This window comes from Parabacteroides vesiculifaciens (genome assembly GCF_049860805.1).
In the GTDB taxonomy this organism is placed as follows: domain Bacteria; phylum Bacteroidota; class Bacteroidia; order Bacteroidales; family Tannerellaceae; genus Parabacteroides.
This window is the reverse complement of sequence record NZ_CP187555.1, coordinates 3,937,509-3,953,455: the sequence shown is the minus strand read 5'-3', so window position 1 is coordinate 3,953,455 and position 15,947 is coordinate 3,937,509. Positions and strand designations below refer to the sequence as shown.

Below are 15,947 nucleotides of genomic sequence, written 5' to 3'. Positions count from 1 at the left end.
ATGGCCGCCTTCCTCCTTTATATCATCAAGTCAACCTGTTGCCTGACTTTGTTTTATCTGGGTTATAAAGCTTTGCTGGGCAACGAGACGTTTTTCCGCTTTAACCGGATGGTGGTGCTGGCGGGGATGCTGGTTTGCATGCTGCTGCCGCTTGTCGAGATACGGACGGAATCGTCCGGTGTGTTGCAAATGCCGTTGCTGCAGTTGGAAGAGATGATAACGGAGGGGATGGGGGAGGCGGTTTGGCAACATACCGCTATACAGGCTGAGACTGAGGTCGTACCGGCTGTGCGGGAGGTCTCCTGTTCATGGGGAACGTGGATCGTTTACGTGTATCTTGCGGGAATGGCGATTGTCCTCTGCCGGATGGTCCGTTCGTTTGTGAGTTTGCTGTGGCTGATCCGGGCCGGCGAGAAGATACGGAAAGAGCGTTATACGCTGGTGCTGGTCGGCAGGCCGGTCACTCCTTTTAACTGGGGGCCGTATATCGTTCTGTCGTTGAAAGATTATTGTGACTACCCGAATGAAATATTGGCGCATGAGCAGGTTCACCGGCGCAAGCATCATTCGTTGGATCTGATCTATACGGAGGTTGTCTTGCTCCTGCACTGGTTTAATCCGGCCGCCTGGCTGTTGAAACGGGAACTACAGGAGATTCATGAATACCAGGCCGATACGGGCGTACTGAAAAGTGGCATCGATGCAACAAGATATCAATTATTATTAGTGAAAAAAGCTGTTAGCGCGAGCTCCTACACCTTTGCTAACAGCTTCAATCACAGTAAAATTAAAAAACGAATTACTATGATGTTAAAAGAGAAATCGAACAGTTGGGCCCGGTTGAAGCTTGTGCTTCTGGTTCCGGTGGCAGCATGTAGCATGCTGGCTTTCGCCCGCCCGGATGTAAACCGGGAGTTGACAAACTTAGTACAGAGCGAAGGTACGACAATTTCTTCGGCCGGGCAACCGTACACCCGTGAATTCTTCGACAAGGAGATCGACCGGTATATTGAACAAGCGGGAGGCGGTCAGCTTTCTGGCTCGGAAAAGCTTGCGTTTATGGAGAAACATACGCAGAAAGTGGATTTCTTCATCAATGCCAAGGATCAGATACTGTATAACTACAAGTTTGCAGAGATGTCCGAAATGCCGGACAAGCTGAAAGCAACCTTGTCCGCATCGTCCGGTGAAAAGCCTGTGATGATCTATTTCCTCTGTGATAAGCAGACAAGCGACGCAGCAATTGAAAAAGCATTGGAAGCGGCAGGCAAAGCCTTTACCGGATATCAGGTGGCAGCTGCCGGAAAGAACGCCCCGATCTTGTTCTTTTTCGGTGATCCGCGCAAGGATTATCATGGAAGTAAAAATAAGTAAAGTGCAAGATATGTCCATACGCTTTGTTTAACAAGATGTATCGGGTGAAGGTAGAGATGTTTTTTGCCTTCACCCGATTTATGTGGATGTTTCGATGAGCTGTTTTCCGAGCTGGCCTGTTCTGAATATAGTTTTATTATTCTTCTACCAATTCATATTTCTGGAAACTAAGGATATCGTCACTGAACCGTGGGTTCAGATAGTGGCTGTCGGAGATGTATAATCCTTCGGGTCGGACAAATATAATCTGGGGGTTGTAGGTATTGTCGGGAAAGAGCGTTTCACCGAGAATACGAAAGTTCTTGTCAAGGATTATGATACTGAAATTCTTGCGGCCGAATTGAAGGAGTTCCATCGAGCGGATACCTTTATCCAAGGTCGAAGGCGGGTAGGCGATCCGGTAATACACTTCCCGGTAGGGATCATAAAGCAGGTTGTTATACCAGGCGTTTCTACAAAAGTCTTCGGGGCTTGCAGTCAACTCGTCCGGCAATTGTACGCGGTCGAAGTACTTGCTTTTGACCGGGACTTTCCGTATCGAATCGTGTTCGGGAGTAGCCACATAGATGTTTTCGTCGTAATGGAAGGAGTAGACGAAATGCTCCCCGTCATAACACCGGCTGAAACTTGCTTCCATGCCGTATCGTTTCAGCTTTACTTCCGAACCGGGATAGTCGGGATAATCGAAGGGCAGTTTCTTTATTTCTTTCGTATCCATATCAAGTGCGGCAGAGACGGGATCGTGATCTATCCAGCGGTTCGGTTCTATACAAGTATATAAAGTACCTCCAAGTCGTATCGGCGTTTGGAAAGCTGTTGCCATGAATTTGGACCGTCCCAATTCCGGGAAGGATTGCTTGTCGAGCAGTTCACAGTCTTTGTTTATTACGTAGAGTGTATTTTCATAAAGGCTGAAAACATAAATACTGTCGAGATTCTGAATATAATAACCGAATGTTCTCCCGACGCCGTTACTTCCTTCCTGTGGAGGGGTTATCCTGAATGCCGGTTTTTGCTGTTTCAGGTCATAGAAGTGAATCGTATTGTTTTCATGATTCTGGAACGTGAAATACTCCTTTCCATCTTTATCTTTATAGATAGAATAAATGTTGAAATTGTTTTTTGTATCCGTATCGATCGGAAAAGAAATTGTTTCGTCTGTCTTTTCCAAATGGCAGGCCCCGTATTTCTTATCAGTCGAACAGGCAACGGACAGGAATAAAAAGAAGAAGAATAATGAATACTTTTTCATAATTTGTATAAGATAAAAAGAGATTGTCTGAAAAGCCGCTATCTTGTCATCCCGGGCTTGTCCCGGGATCGCACCCTGAAGATTGATAATCGGTGTAGGATGATGTGGCGGATCAAGTCCGCCATGACAAAGTTACTTTTTAGACAACCTCGATATTTTTAATCTTTCTTTACCGGCGGATAGTCGATCGTGTAGTGCAATCCGCGGCTTTCCTTGCGTTCCATTGCCTGGCGGGTGATCAGGTAACCGACGTTGATCATGTTACGCAGTTCGCACAGCTCTTTGGAGGCTTTGCAACGCTTGAAGAGGCTTTCCGTCTCTTCGTACAGGATATCCAGGCGGTTCCAGGCACGGGTCAGACGCGTGTTGCTGCGGACGATACCGACATAAGCCTCCATGATCTGGTTCACCTCTTTCATGCTTTGGGTGATCAGCACGCGTTCTTCGGTGGAGATCGTACCCTCGTCGTTCCATTCGGGGATGTCGGTGTTGAAGTCGTAGCGTTCGAGGACGCTCAGGATATGTTTGGCTGCTGCATCCGCATAGACGACTGCTTCGATCAGCGAGTTAGAGGCTAAACGGTTTCCACCGTGCAGGCCGGTGTTGGAACATTCGCCGATCGCGTATAGGCGGCGGATGCTGGACTGCCCGTTCAGGTCGACACTGATACCGCCACAAAGATAATGGGCAGCCGGAGCCACCGGGATATAATCTTTTGTGATGTCGATGCCGATGCTGAGGCATTTTTTATAGATATTGGGGAAATGCTTCTTCGTCTCCTCCGGATCTTTATGCGTAACATCTAAGTAGACGTGATCTTCACCCCGGAGCTTCATCTCGTTGTCGATCGCACGCGCCACGATGTCACGTGGGGCGAGGGACAAACGTTTGTCGTATTTTTGCATAAACTCTTTTCCGTCCAGCGTACGCAGAACCCCGCCATACCCGCGCATAGCTTCTGTGATCAGGAAGCAGGGACGGTCGCCCGGATGGAACAGGGCGGTCGGGTGGAACTGGATGAACTCCATATTGTTGACAGCTCCCTTGGCACGATACACCATGGCGATGCCGTCGCCCGTAGCGATCAGCGGATTGGTCGTGTTGCGGTAGACGGCTTCGCAACCGCCTGTTGCCATAACCGTCACTTTGGACAGGAACGTGTCTACCTTGCCGGTGTCTTCGTTCAGCACATAAGCACCATAGCATTTGATGCCCGGCGTATAACGGGTGACGATGATGCCTAAGTGATGCTGCGTGATGATCTCTACCGCAAAGTGATGGTTGAATATCGTGATGTTGGGATGTCTCTTGATCGCTTCGATAAGGCTTAGTTGGATCTCGGCGCCAGTATTGTCTTTGTGGTGCAGGATGCGGAATTCGGAATGCCCTCCTTCGCGGTGAAGGTCGAAGTCTCCGTTCTCTTTTTTGTCGAAGTTCACGCCCCAGCCTATGAGTTCCTTGATCTGGTCCGGTGCGTTACGTACGACCATTTCCACGGCTTTCCGGTCGTTGATCCAGTCGCCGGCAATCATAGTATCTTCAATATGCTTGTCGAAATTGTCTACCAGCAGGTTTGTTACCGAAGCAATGCCTCCCTGTGCGAAATAGGTGTTCGCTTCCTCCAGCTCTGTCTTGCAGATGATGGCTACTTTCCCTTTATCGGCTACCTTTAAAGCGAGGCTCATGCCGGCGATACCGGAACCGATCACTAAGAAATCGAATTGTTGTACCATAGTTTATATCCTTTGTGGCTGACAAAGTTAGGAATTAACTTATTTGGTTGTACCTTATACAGGCCGCTTTCGTGCAAAATAGTCCGCATTACTGATTCTTTGGATATTTTAAACTTCCCGCCGTAAACATCTCAGAAAGAAACCCTGTTCTATTGGGGCATTGGATATCCTGCTAATTATTAACACTTAAACGTTTTAAAATATGAAATCTAAAGTTGTATTGAGCGCCCTGGCCTTGCTGTTTGCAGCCGGTGCGATGGCTCAGGATTGTACGTTCTTTTTCCCGCAGACCAAAGGCACGCAGCTCGTAAAAAAAGGCTACGATGCAAAAGGAAACCTGCAAAGTGTGATGACCTACACGGTCGACGAAGTGAAGAACATTCCGTCGGGCTTGGAAGTGGAAGCCGATTATGTGTTTGTGAATGATGCAGGAACAGTCTACGACAAGGGTGACCTGGAAGCATTCTGCCAGAATGGAGAGTTCTTTATGGAGATGAAAGAGGCTTTGTCGAACCCGTCTTTTGTGTCTACCATTCAGTCTGACCTGGCTGCTACCGATGCCGTTATCAACTATCCGAGCGTGTCGAACGCGCCTTCCGGTAACGCAGACGATATGTATTTTGACGATGCCTATATCCAGATCTACTCGAAGAAGAACCGGAAGGATCGCAAGAACGTGTCTATCTACGACCGCGAATATGTGACAACCGAACAGGTGACGACTCCCGCCGGAACGTTCGACTGCACGAAAGTAAAATATAAAATCAAATCCCGCTCCCCAAAAGAAACGATCGAGGGCTACGGATATGAATGGTACGCTCCGAACGTGGGTGTCGTAAAGAACGAACAGTATAACAACAACAATCAGTTGCAATACTATACTGTCCTCGAAGTTGTAAAGTAATGAATGATATATTCCTTTTTGGAATTGTTTGACCGGTTTAAGTGGATGCGCTGTTACTGAGAAGTTGCAGCGCATTTTCTTTTTCCTGAATCGCCAAAAGAAATAAAATGACTATCTTTCGGCAAAATTCAGGATATGGACAGAGTCTTTAAATCAAAAGTCGGTTGGTGGTACCATTTGGTGCTCTTAGTGATGGTTGCAAGTACTGTTTTTGCATTTGTGGGGGGCAAATCTCCCGTAACGATGATCGTACTACTGTTGTTTACATTGGAGTGCATTCATATGCTGCTGTCGACCTGGTATAAAATAACGGCGGATGGCTATCTGATAGCCCATTGCAGTATTTTCCCGGAGAAAAAGATTCCTATTTCGGAGATCAGCGCCGTTGAAGTAACGGTAATGCCTGTTTCGAGCTACGCCTTGTCGTTGGACCGTCTGATCATTTACAAAGGAAACACGCAGTGGTTATTGGTTTCACCGGTCAATAAACAGGACTTCGTCAAGCTGCTGAAGAAGCATAATCCCGGTATCCAGATAAAGGACCCGATGATTTGACTCGTGTGGTAATGTAAATCTAATCGAGTATGAAAGCTAAGTTTAAGAGAGATCTTAGGAATCCCAAGGTGTACTGGCTGATTGTGTGTACAGTTGTATTATGGGGCGCATGTCAGTTTTTGGGTATTTGGTATGGAGATTGGCTGAAAGCATTCCTTTGCAGTCTGAGTATGCTTACTCCTTTATTTATTGTTTGTACTCCATACTATATTGCAGATACCGGCAACCTGAATGGCATCATCCAAATATCCTTTATCTCCCATATAGAACGGCTCAGAAAGGGTGGTTATCGCATCTTCTATACCTGGATGGAGAACGGCAAGGAGAGATCTCGTTGCTTTTATCCGAAAGAAGGACAAGCTTTTATCGATAAATTATTAGAAATTAATCCCAATATAAAACTTAATTAAATCTGAGAACATGAAATACGATGTTGCCATAATCGGGGGTGGTCCTGCCGGTTATACGGCTGCCGAGAAGGCGGCTGCGGGTGGTTTGTCCACCGTGCTTTTTGAAAAGAACGCGCTGGGCGGTGTTTGTCTGAACGAAGGATGCGTGCCGACAAAAACATTGCTTTACTCTGCGAAAGTGTATGATACGATCAAACACGCCTCCAAATATGCGGTGAGCGCAGAGAACCCCGCTTTCGATTTCCCGAAGATTATCGCCCGTAAAAATAAAGTAGTAAAGAAACTGACGGCCGGCATCCGTATGAAGATGAAGGAGAACGGTGTGGAAGTGGTAAGCGGCGAAGCCGAAATCAAAGGCCGTGCAGCCGACGGGACGATCTCTATCGCCTGTGGCGAAACCGTATATGAAGCAGCCAATCTGCTCATCTGCACCGGTTCTGAAACCGTTATTCCTCCCATCCCCGGATTGTCGGAGACGGAATATTGGACAAGCCGTGAAGCGTTGCTATCCAAAGAGCTTCCGGCTTCGCTGGTGATTATCGGAGGCGGTGTGATCGGCATGGAGTTCGCTTCCTTCTTCAACAGTATGGGGACGGAAGTACATGTGGTCGAGATGCTGGATAAGATCCTCGGTCCGATGGACAGGGAATTGTCTGAGCTGTTGCAGGCCGAATATGCCAAGCGGGGCATCAAGTTCTACCTGGGGCATAAGGTGACTGCCGTAAACGGTGGCGATGTGACGGTCGAGAAAGACGGCGAGACTTTCGTCATCCAGGGTGAAAAAGTCCTGCTGAGCGTAGGGCGTCGTCCCGTAACCAAAGGCTTCGGTCTGGAAACACTGGCTCCCGAACCTTTCCGCAACGGGATCAAGGTCAACGAATTTATGCAAACTTCCATCCCGAATGTGTATGCCTGTGGCGATATCACCGCTTTCTCCCTGCTGGCCCATACGGCTGTCAGCGAAGCCGAAGTGGCTGTCGATCACATTTTAGGCAAGAACCGCAGCATGAGCTATAAAGCCATTCCGGGTGTTGTCTATACCAACCCCGAAATCGCAGGCGTCGGAAAGACCGAAGAAGAGTTGCAAGCCGAAGGCACACCCTATTCCGTCAAGAAGATACCGATGGCATTCTCCGGCCGCTTTGTTGCCGAAAACGAGCAGGGCAACGGCGTTTGCAAGCTGATTTTGGCTGAAGACGAAACGATTATCGGCGCCCACCTCTTGGGGAATCCAGCTTCCGAGCTGATCGTCATCGCCGGTATCGCCATCGAAAAAGGTATGAAGGCGGACGAACTGAAAGCCATCGTCTTCCCGCATCCGACCGTAGGCGAGATCATTAAAGAAGCGCTCTGATAATATTTACCATACATGATCGATCCCGATCCATCCTGACAGACAGTCCGGAGGGTCGGGATCTTTTTATGAAAAGCCTTGCAAGTTCTAAAAGTTTCATCGGCATGGAACTGAAAGTTTCACTTGATGGAACTCGGAGTTTCACTTAATGGAACTGAAAGTTTCACTGCATGAAACTTTCATATGGGTTAGGAGGGCTTTTGCTCGATATCCCGTTTCCGCTTCAAAGCCTCCAGGAAATAATAGTCGGCATAATTCAACGGGACATCTATTTCTCCATTATGCGGAATACTTCCGACGCAATGCATCAACAAGAAGTTTCCGTTCGTCCCCAATTTAGCCCGATAAGCCGGAGAAGCCAGGCTTTTCATGATCCGGTCGGCATATGCCTTATACGTTTGCGGTTCAGGTACATCCATCGTACTGATCTCATACAGAGCAGAGGCGATACAAGCGGCTGCCGAAGCATCCCGGTAATCGTCAGGGATATCCGGCGCATCCATATCCCAATAGAACACAAGGTCTTCGGGCGTATTTTTATGATTGAACATAAAACGGACCGCTTTTAAAGCCAGGTCGAGATACTTCCGGTCTCCGGTCTCCCGGTAACACAGTGTCAGACCGTAAATCCCCCAAGCCTGTCCACGGCTCCACGCCGATTCGTGCGCATATCCCTGTGCCGTATGGCGGTTGCGTACGGAACCGTCTTTCATGCTGTAATCCACCACATGATAGCAACTGCCATCCGGACGATACTGTTCCTTCATCGTGCGGTCGACGTGCGAAACGGCAACCTTATAGAAAGCAGAGTCGCCGGACAACCGTGTAGCGGCAAACAACAGTTCCAGGTTCATCATATTATCGATGATCACCGGGCACTCCCAGCCCCGTTCCGAAATCCATCCTCTGTCCACGTCCCACGACTGGATAATCCCTGCCACCGGACGGAAACGGGTAGACAGGGAACGGGCGGCTTCGACAATCACCTCCTTGTATTCCGGATCGCCCGTCAGACGCAGGCCGTTCCCAAAGCTGCAATAGATCATAAAGCCGACATCATGGTTCCATTTGATGTTTTTGGCATCTTTCACCGCTTCGGTGTATTTCCGGGCAAGGGGCAACAAGCTCTTATCTCCTGTCAACTCATACAAATACCAGACCGAACCGGGGAAGAAACCACTGCGCCAGTCCGCCAGATTGCAATAATAAACGGAACCGTCCGGATTCAGCGTAGTCGGGTTCATAAACTTGCCGCTCGCCTCGATCAGCTCGATTTCTTTTCCTATCTGTTTATGGGCAAACTCTACGTTCTCTTCAACAAACCCGTTTCCTTTCCCTCCGCAGGAAATCAACGCAACACTGAGTGCCATGCCCATTAAATGCTTCACTTTTACCATATCTATATTATTTATTTTAATGTAATTACTTCTCTATTCTCCCGACAGGAGAACTTTGATCACCTGTACAGGCTCACCCGATACCGATGCCGACAGGATTGTATATCCCTCTATCGGCTTCTCCGCTTCCGTCCCCCTTTTTGCCGCCTTTGTCGTAAAAGATGCATGGGCAGGCGAAGCAATCTTCACGGAAAAAGATTTACCGTCTTTCCTGAGAACGGCAGTGTTTCCTTTGCATTCGACGTCTGCCGAAGTTATCACGGACCATTGTACCGATTGGGACGGGTTCTGCAACCCTACACTGTCCGTAACCAGTATGCGGGTATCGTCGAGCATACGGAATGTCCGGTAAACAAAACGGCTCTGTCCGGCATAAGCCGTGCTCATATCCATTGTGACAAAAGGTTGGGTGGCCTTGTCGTCCTGCCGATCGATCTCGCCTGTCCCGGCCGAATTTTGCAATTTATGGTCGATCGACAGTGTATTGTGGCTGAAGTTCGAATTTCTGAAATACGTCCAGCGCTGTCCGTCCGGCTTGTAATCCCAGAATCCGGGCAGGCTATAGTTATCGGTCCCCAGATCGTCCGTCCACCTTATACCGTTCGTCTCGACAATAAAGGTTCCGATATCCAGTTGCTGGTGCGCCATATCCGGATCTCCGGTCTTGGCGATCAGATAGAGGCTGTTAGGAATATTCCGGTTTCCGTTGAACACGACAATATCATTGATACCTTCGTAGACCTTCAGTTTCGGCAAGGCATCCGCAGTAGAAGAGGCTGTATCGTACCAGGGAATGGACAGGAAATAGAATCTGAAATAATTCCCCCCTTGTACGGTCTTTGACAAGACCTTCCGGTAAAAAGCCGCGACTTCCGGCTGGTTGAAAGCCCGGCTGAAATAAAAGTAAATAGGTTCTGCCGCAGGAGCCGTACTGCCGGAATTGGCAAAATTGAATATCTTGCCGGAAGGGCTTGTGCTGTGCATATAATACAAGACGCTTTTATCCACACCCTCCATTTTCGAGAGCCCGAAGTCTTCACCCAAATTATCATTCAGCGCTTTCAGCAAAAGAGACAGATACATGTTCGTATATCCCCAATAAGCAGGTCCCTCATAGCAAACGCCGTCCGGGGCAAAATGCTTCAGGCAGTTCGGAATGTACCGGACTGCTTCGCCGATAATGTGCTTCGCCAGTTCCGGATAATGTTCTTCAATAGCCAAAGCACCCAATACCATTCCGGTATTGCATACCACGTTCCAGTTCGTTTCACGTTTCGCCCAGGAATCAGCATTCCCGTTTTTATATTCCTCAACAACAAGGTCCAATGCTTTCGTTTTAATCGAATGGACAACCAACTGCCGGGTCGAAGGGGCCAGCACATCGTACAACCAGTCATAACCGATGGCTACGGCCGTTGTCATTTCCGCCACATCCAGATAGTGGACAGGGTCCCAGTCCGGGTAATTGCAAACGTGGACCAGTTCTTTTTCCGCCTTCTCCGCAAAACGTCTGTCACCGCTCAATCGGTAGGCCAGCGCCAGGTTGACCATCCGGTAAACCTGTTCACGGCTGACAGGCAGTATGTCTTTCGTGTTTTTTATTTTCCTTCGAGGATCTTCCTGGGGAGGAACCGGCAACAAACGTTCCGCCTCCTTCATCAAGCTGGCGCGTAAGCTATCCAGTAAGGGCTCTGTTCCGAATAAATCACGAACCCGCTGTTCCTCCTGCTTGCTGAAAAGCAACCTGGGATGCTGGCGCAACTCTTTCCGGGGTTGCCTGACAGGGAGATTCTGCCCCGTCAATGTAAAGGAGAACAACAGGAAAAATAAACCTAATAAATTGATCGATCTCATAAACACATAAGTTAAAGGATTTTTCAATATCCAAAGTCAATAAAAGAGACACAGTGTCCATAAAGCTTTCATTTATGCAAATCAGAGCTCCGCGACTCTGTGTCTCCATGCTACTATATCAAACTTAACACAACTGCTTAATGGATAGAGGTTACCAACCCGGATTCTGTGTCAACGCCTCATTCCGTTCCCTTTCCACACCGGGTATAGGCCAAAGCATATCACGTTCGGTAAACAGATGGGTATAGATCGGTTCGCCATAGATATTGACAGCATCGACATTGTCGAGCGCTTTGCGGGCAATCTCATATCCCCAACGGCGCAAGTCGCTGAAACGAAGTCCTTCCCCGGCAAACTCAACGGCACGTTCCTTGCGTATCCGTTCGGCCATCTGTTCTTTATTGCTGACAACCATCCACTCAGGACCGGAGTTCAAGCCCGGCATACCGACACGGGCACGAACCTTGTTGAATTCGGTCACAGCCTTGTCTAACTGTCCTGCTTCATTGTAGGCCTCGGAAAGCATCAAGAGAACGTCAGCAAAGCGGATCAATGGAAAAGCGAACGGTGTATGCAAACGGTTGCTGATCGCACCGCCCTGATCTCCTTCGGCCACGAACTTCCGATAGAGATAAGAGACCCAACCGGCATTGTTCTGGATCGTTCCACCATTGGCATTCCCCGACAGGTTATGGTCCAAAGCAAAGATCAAATCCACGTTAGTCGTTCGACCAATGTTTCCCATATAGTGGGAATAAGGAACGATCACGGAGGCCATCAAACGCGGGTCGCGGCAGGTATAGGCACCCAGTATCTTGGTGGTATCCGCCTCACGAAGCCCTACGACAGCTCCAGACCCATCCATCTCGACACTGAGGAGCTCCTTGCGCTGTTCGGGTGTCATCGCGTTATAACCGGGGAAAATCTCATCCCAGTTGAATGGACGTCCATCCTTGAACTCATACATATCCACCAATTGTGTAGAAGGAACTGTATTGTTCCAGCAGCTCCCGTAAGCGCCACGGCACCCCATCAGGGCCTGTATCTGCATACCATACTCGGTGCCGACACCACTCTTGTTCTGGATCGAGAAGACCGTTTCCGGACTTTTGGCCCCGTTATAGAGTTTGAAAACACGGGCGTAATCGTCATCGAGGGCATAGCCATAGTTATCAGACTTGTTATAGACGATTTCCTCAAAATCGTTGATGGCAGATTGCCACTCCTTGTCGTAAAGGTGCACTTTACCACGAAGGGCGTAGGCGGCGCCTTTAGTTGCACGGCCATATTCGCTGGCGGCGTGTTCGACAGGGAGGTATTTGATTGCTTCGTTCAAATCTTCCAAAATATGGGCACGCACCTCTTCGAGGCTGCTTCTCGGCTTCTTCAGGTTCATAAACTCCTCGTTGACGTTAGTCGATTCGTCATAATAGGGTACCCCGCCAAAAAGATCTGTCAAGGAAAAGTAGAACAACGCACGAAGGAACTTGGCTTCCGCCACATACTCATTGATCTGTTCGTCAGTAATGATACCGCCCATTCCCTTTACTGAACGTATAAAGGTGTTGACACGATGTATACCGTCATAAAAGGTCTGCCAATGGGCCTGTATCGTTCCATCTCGGTCGGTATAGGTAGACAGGAACATCATATAATAATTATACCCGTAAGCGATATCTCCCAAATGGTCAAAGCAAAACTGATAACCATATGCCTCGTTCAGGCGCAACATACCATAGATTCCCATCAAACCTTGATGAGCATGATCGCTGGTCTTATAAAATGTTCCTTCGTTGACTTTGTCTCCCGGATAGGTCTCCAAATCATAGCAACCGGTGAACGTCATGGCAGCTAAAAGCATTGTTGCCAAATAGATTATGATCTTTTTCATGTCTTCAACTATTTAAAATGTAAGGTTTAAACCAAATGTTGTTAATCGCATAGTCGGATATTTCGTGCCCGACACCTCAGGGTCCAATCCCTTATATCCCGTAAAGGTCAAAGCATTGTCGATGCTGACATATAAACGGAAGTTATCGATCAGGAGTTTTTGCGAGAGATGTTTCGGAACAGTATATCCCAACTGGACATTTTTCACCCTCAGGTAAGACTTGTCCTGTACCCAAAAGTCGCTTGCCACCCGGTTCCGTCCGTCGGTATAGTTTAAGAGACGCGGATAAGTGGCATCCGTACGCCCCGGATACCAACGTCCGTCTGCAATAGTCTTGTTGATCTGGTTACCCCGGCGTACTTGAGGCCAATAGCTGGCGCCATCCAATCCGTTCCAATAGGTTTTCAATCCGGTAGCACCTTGCAAGATACAACTGAAATCCCAGCCTTTCCAGTTAGCGCCGAAATTGAATCCGAAAGTGAATGTCGGGTTGGTACCATTGCCGACTTTAATCTTATCGTCATCAGTGATGCATCCATCCCCATTAACGTCTTTATATAGGAAATCTCCATATTCCGGCTTCTTGTATTGCTTGAAAGCATCCGGATTGTTAGCTTCCATAGCATCTACTATCGCCATATCTTCTTCCGTCTGGACGATTCGATCAACCGAAAGCACATATTGGACATTGATCGGTTCTCCTTCTAAAATCATGTTGGTGCCGTTCAGAGACATTTCGTCACCTTTGAACTTCGTCACTTTATTTTTGACATATGAGAAATTACCCCCGACAAAATAATTAACAGAACCGACCTTGTCGTTCCAATTCAAGCTCAACTCGACACCCCGGTTACGGACTTCAGCCGCATTGGATTTAGGAACCGTAGCATTACCATGCACCAATGGAGCTGGTAGTTCGATCAGAATCCCTTTGGTCTTTTTGACGAAAGCATCGACAGTTCCGCTCAATTTAGAGAACAGAGCGAAGTCTACACCAAAGTTAGTAACATAGGAAGTTTCCCAAGTCAATGCCGCATTCGAAAGAGCACGTTGCGCCATACCGACCTGCAAGGCATTATTCAAGACATAATTAGAGGCCTGATAATACAACTGATAGTCATAGTTACCCACAGCATTGTTTCCCAATGATCCATACGAGGCGCGGATTTTCAACTGGTTAAGCCATGAGATATCTTTCATGAAAGCCTCTTGCTCCATACGCCAGCCCAATGAAAAAGAGGGGAAATAGCCCCAACGATATTTTTCAGCAAAACGCGAAGAGGCATCGGCACGAAGATTGGCTTCCAACAAGTATTTTTCGTCCCAGTTCAAATTGATCCGACCGAAAAATGAACGCATAGACCAATTGGAGTAGGTACCTGTTGCCGTAGCATTGGCGGTAGCGGCATTCAACTCCGTCAATTCCGAGGAGGTCAGCTTCTCCTTGGAAGCTTCAAACCAATTATTTCGGTAAGCCTCTTGACTGGCACCGACCGTTGCCTGAATATTCAACCGGTCGATGTCTGTTTCGTATCTGACTAACCCATCCATATTGTTGCGGACGGTCTTATTGTTACGGTTGATAACCTTTGAAACTCCGGTTCCGGCAATCTGTAACGTGTTGTCATACAAATTCCACAGATCATGGAAAACCGGTTGCTGATACAAGAACTGGTCGGAAAAAGCATACGTCCATGAACCTTCGATCGTCAATCCTTTCAACGGCCTCAACTGGGCATAGAAACGAGAAACGATATTATTGGTCGTTCGATTCCCTTTGACATCGTTCAACATCTTCAAAACATTGTTGGAGCTACTCTGCGGGTCGTCTTCCGGATTGTTCACACCTCCATACCGGCCATCCGGTGCCTGATAACAAATACCGGGAGTTGTAGCTTGCATATAGGTATAAAAATTATTATTCGATTCGGTTTTCAATAACCCCAACTCCTCTTTTCCACGCGTACCGTAAGCATTGACACCAATAGTAAACCAATCTTTGACTTCCGCGTCCAAATTGACACGGGCACTATAACGTTCATACCCGGAATTTTCCATAATACCGGGATTGTTCATGTAATTACCGGATATATAATAGTGAATCTTGTCAGATCCTCCATTGATATTGATCGTATGATTTTGCATCCATCCTGTCTGGAATAGAGCGTCCTGCCAGTCAGAGTTCGGATATTTGACAGGATCGCTGTTACCGGCAGCCCGCCACTCGTCGATTTTCCCTTGGCTGAAGATGGCGGGAAGGTCGCTATTGAGCTGCCCTTCGTTATACAATTCCATATAATCGGCATAATTGGAGACCAAGTCGATACGATTGGCCACTTTTTGCATAGTGACATAACCATTATAAGATATTTTCGCTTCACCTGATTTTCCCCTGCGGGTAGTGATCAGAATGACACCATTTGCCGCACGAGAGCCATAAATGGCAGATGAAGCAGCATCCTTCAATACCGAAATGCTTTCTACGTCTTGCGGGTTGATATTATTCATGCTGGCTTCTACCCCGTCGATGATTACTAACGGATTGGAATCATTTAACGTTCCCTGCCCGCGCACACGGATCGTTGCCCCGTCGTTACCGGGACGTCCGCCATTACCGGCTGTGACAGAAACGCCGGGGGCCATACCGGCAAGTCCGGCGGATAGGGAAGTGATCGGACGGCTGTCGACCATCTTGCTCATATCGACAGAAGCGACCGCACCGGTCATATTCACCTTTTTTTGCGTACCATATCCCACAACCACCACTTCATCCAAAGCCTGTGAATCTTCTTTCAGCAGAACCGTGAAAGAGGTTTTTCCGTTCACCGGAATCGCCTGGTCAATATAACCGATATAGGAAACGACCAGCACGGCATTCGAAGATACTTGCAAAGAAAAACGTCCTTCCATATCCGTAACTGTTCCGTTCGTGGTCCCTTTTTCCACCACGTTGGCACCGACTACCGGACCGAGCGCATCTTTCACCGTTCCCATAATCGTTACTTTCGTTTGCTGGGATGATACTACAGCGTGCTTTTCCGTCACTTCCTCACCGGTACTGACCGGATTGGCTTGGGTAACTCCTGTCGACAAGAATAGTGTGGCCATTCCTGCAAACATTGTTTTCCTAAAGAAAGGAATGTTTAAATCATTCATCATGAATAGGTAGATTTAGATTAATAAATTTTGATAAACTCTGGAGGCAAATGTAGCCGGGCATAAA

Annotated in this window: 11 protein-coding genes; 5 read left to right on the top strand and 6 right to left on the bottom strand. The window is 47.9% G+C overall.

What is annotated here, in order from left to right; all coding sequences use genetic code 11:
- The gene (locus ACPYIV_RS15835; protein ID WP_425883962.1) at positions 1-1,374 is read left to right on the top strand and encodes a M56 family metallopeptidase; all 1,374 of its coding nucleotides are present in this window, start codon (positions 1-3) and stop codon (positions 1,372-1,374) included.
- Between the two features lie 136 nt (positions 1,375-1,510).
- On the opposite strand, the gene ACPYIV_RS15830 is transcribed toward ACPYIV_RS15835, so the two are convergent.
- On the bottom strand, positions 1,511-2,626 hold the full coding sequence (locus ACPYIV_RS15830; RefSeq protein ID WP_425883960.1) for a DUF4221 family protein: 1,116 nt from the start codon (positions 2,624-2,626) through the stop codon (positions 1,511-1,513).
- Positions 2,627-2,784: 158 nt separating this feature from the next.
- Complete coding sequence (gene nadB / locus ACPYIV_RS15825) at positions 2,785-4,359, bottom strand: L-aspartate oxidase (protein WP_293732511.1); 1,575 nt, start codon at positions 4,357-4,359, stop codon at positions 2,785-2,787.
- 202 nt (positions 4,360-4,561) lie between these two features.
- On the opposite strand from nadB, the gene ACPYIV_RS15820 reads away from it, so the two are divergent.
- The 4 genes from ACPYIV_RS15820 (at position 4,562) to lpdA (ending at position 7,582) form a co-directional block, all read left to right on the top strand.
- On the top strand, positions 4,562-5,263 hold the full coding sequence (locus tag ACPYIV_RS15820) for a hypothetical protein (protein WP_293732510.1): 702 nt from the start codon (positions 4,562-4,564) through the stop codon (positions 5,261-5,263).
- Positions 5,264-5,398: 135 nt separating this feature from the next.
- The gene (locus ACPYIV_RS15815; RefSeq protein ID WP_293732509.1) at positions 5,399-5,818 is read left to right on the top strand and encodes a PH domain-containing protein; all 420 of its coding nucleotides are present in this window, start codon (positions 5,399-5,401) and stop codon (positions 5,816-5,818) included.
- 29 nt (positions 5,819-5,847) lie between these two features.
- Positions 5,848-6,228 carry a hypothetical protein gene (locus ACPYIV_RS15810; RefSeq protein ID WP_299361760.1) on the top strand — a complete coding sequence of 127 codons (381 nt, stop codon included), beginning with the start codon at positions 5,848-5,850 and terminating at the stop codon, positions 6,226-6,228.
- 10 nt (positions 6,229-6,238) lie between these two features.
- Complete coding sequence (gene lpdA, locus ACPYIV_RS15805) at positions 6,239-7,582, top strand: dihydrolipoyl dehydrogenase (protein ID WP_425883957.1); 1,344 nt, start codon at positions 6,239-6,241, stop codon at positions 7,580-7,582.
- Positions 7,583-7,770: 188 nt separating this feature from the next.
- Here the strand turns inward: lpdA and ACPYIV_RS15800 are convergent, their stop codons facing one another.
- The 4 genes from ACPYIV_RS15800 to ACPYIV_RS15785 form a co-directional block, all read right to left on the bottom strand.
- Positions 7,771-8,979 carry a glycoside hydrolase family 88 protein gene (locus ACPYIV_RS15800; protein WP_293732506.1) on the bottom strand — a complete coding sequence of 403 codons (1,209 nt, stop codon included), beginning with the start codon at positions 8,977-8,979 and terminating at the stop codon, positions 7,771-7,773.
- 33 nt (positions 8,980-9,012) lie between these two features.
- A complete protein-coding gene (locus ACPYIV_RS15795) occupies positions 9,013-10,833 on the bottom strand; it encodes a heparinase II/III domain-containing protein (protein ID WP_425883954.1) in 1,821 nt (606 codons plus the stop codon).
- 151 nt (positions 10,834-10,984) lie between these two features.
- A complete protein-coding gene (locus tag ACPYIV_RS15790) occupies positions 10,985-12,724 on the bottom strand; it encodes a RagB/SusD family nutrient uptake outer membrane protein (RefSeq protein ID WP_425883952.1) in 1,740 nt (579 codons plus the stop codon).
- Between the two features lie 12 nt (positions 12,725-12,736).
- Positions 12,737-15,883, bottom strand: a complete 3,147-nt coding sequence (locus tag ACPYIV_RS15785) for a SusC/RagA family TonB-linked outer membrane protein (RefSeq protein ID WP_425883950.1) — start codon at positions 15,881-15,883, stop codon at positions 12,737-12,739.
- Between the last annotated feature and the right edge of the window lie 64 nt (positions 15,884-15,947).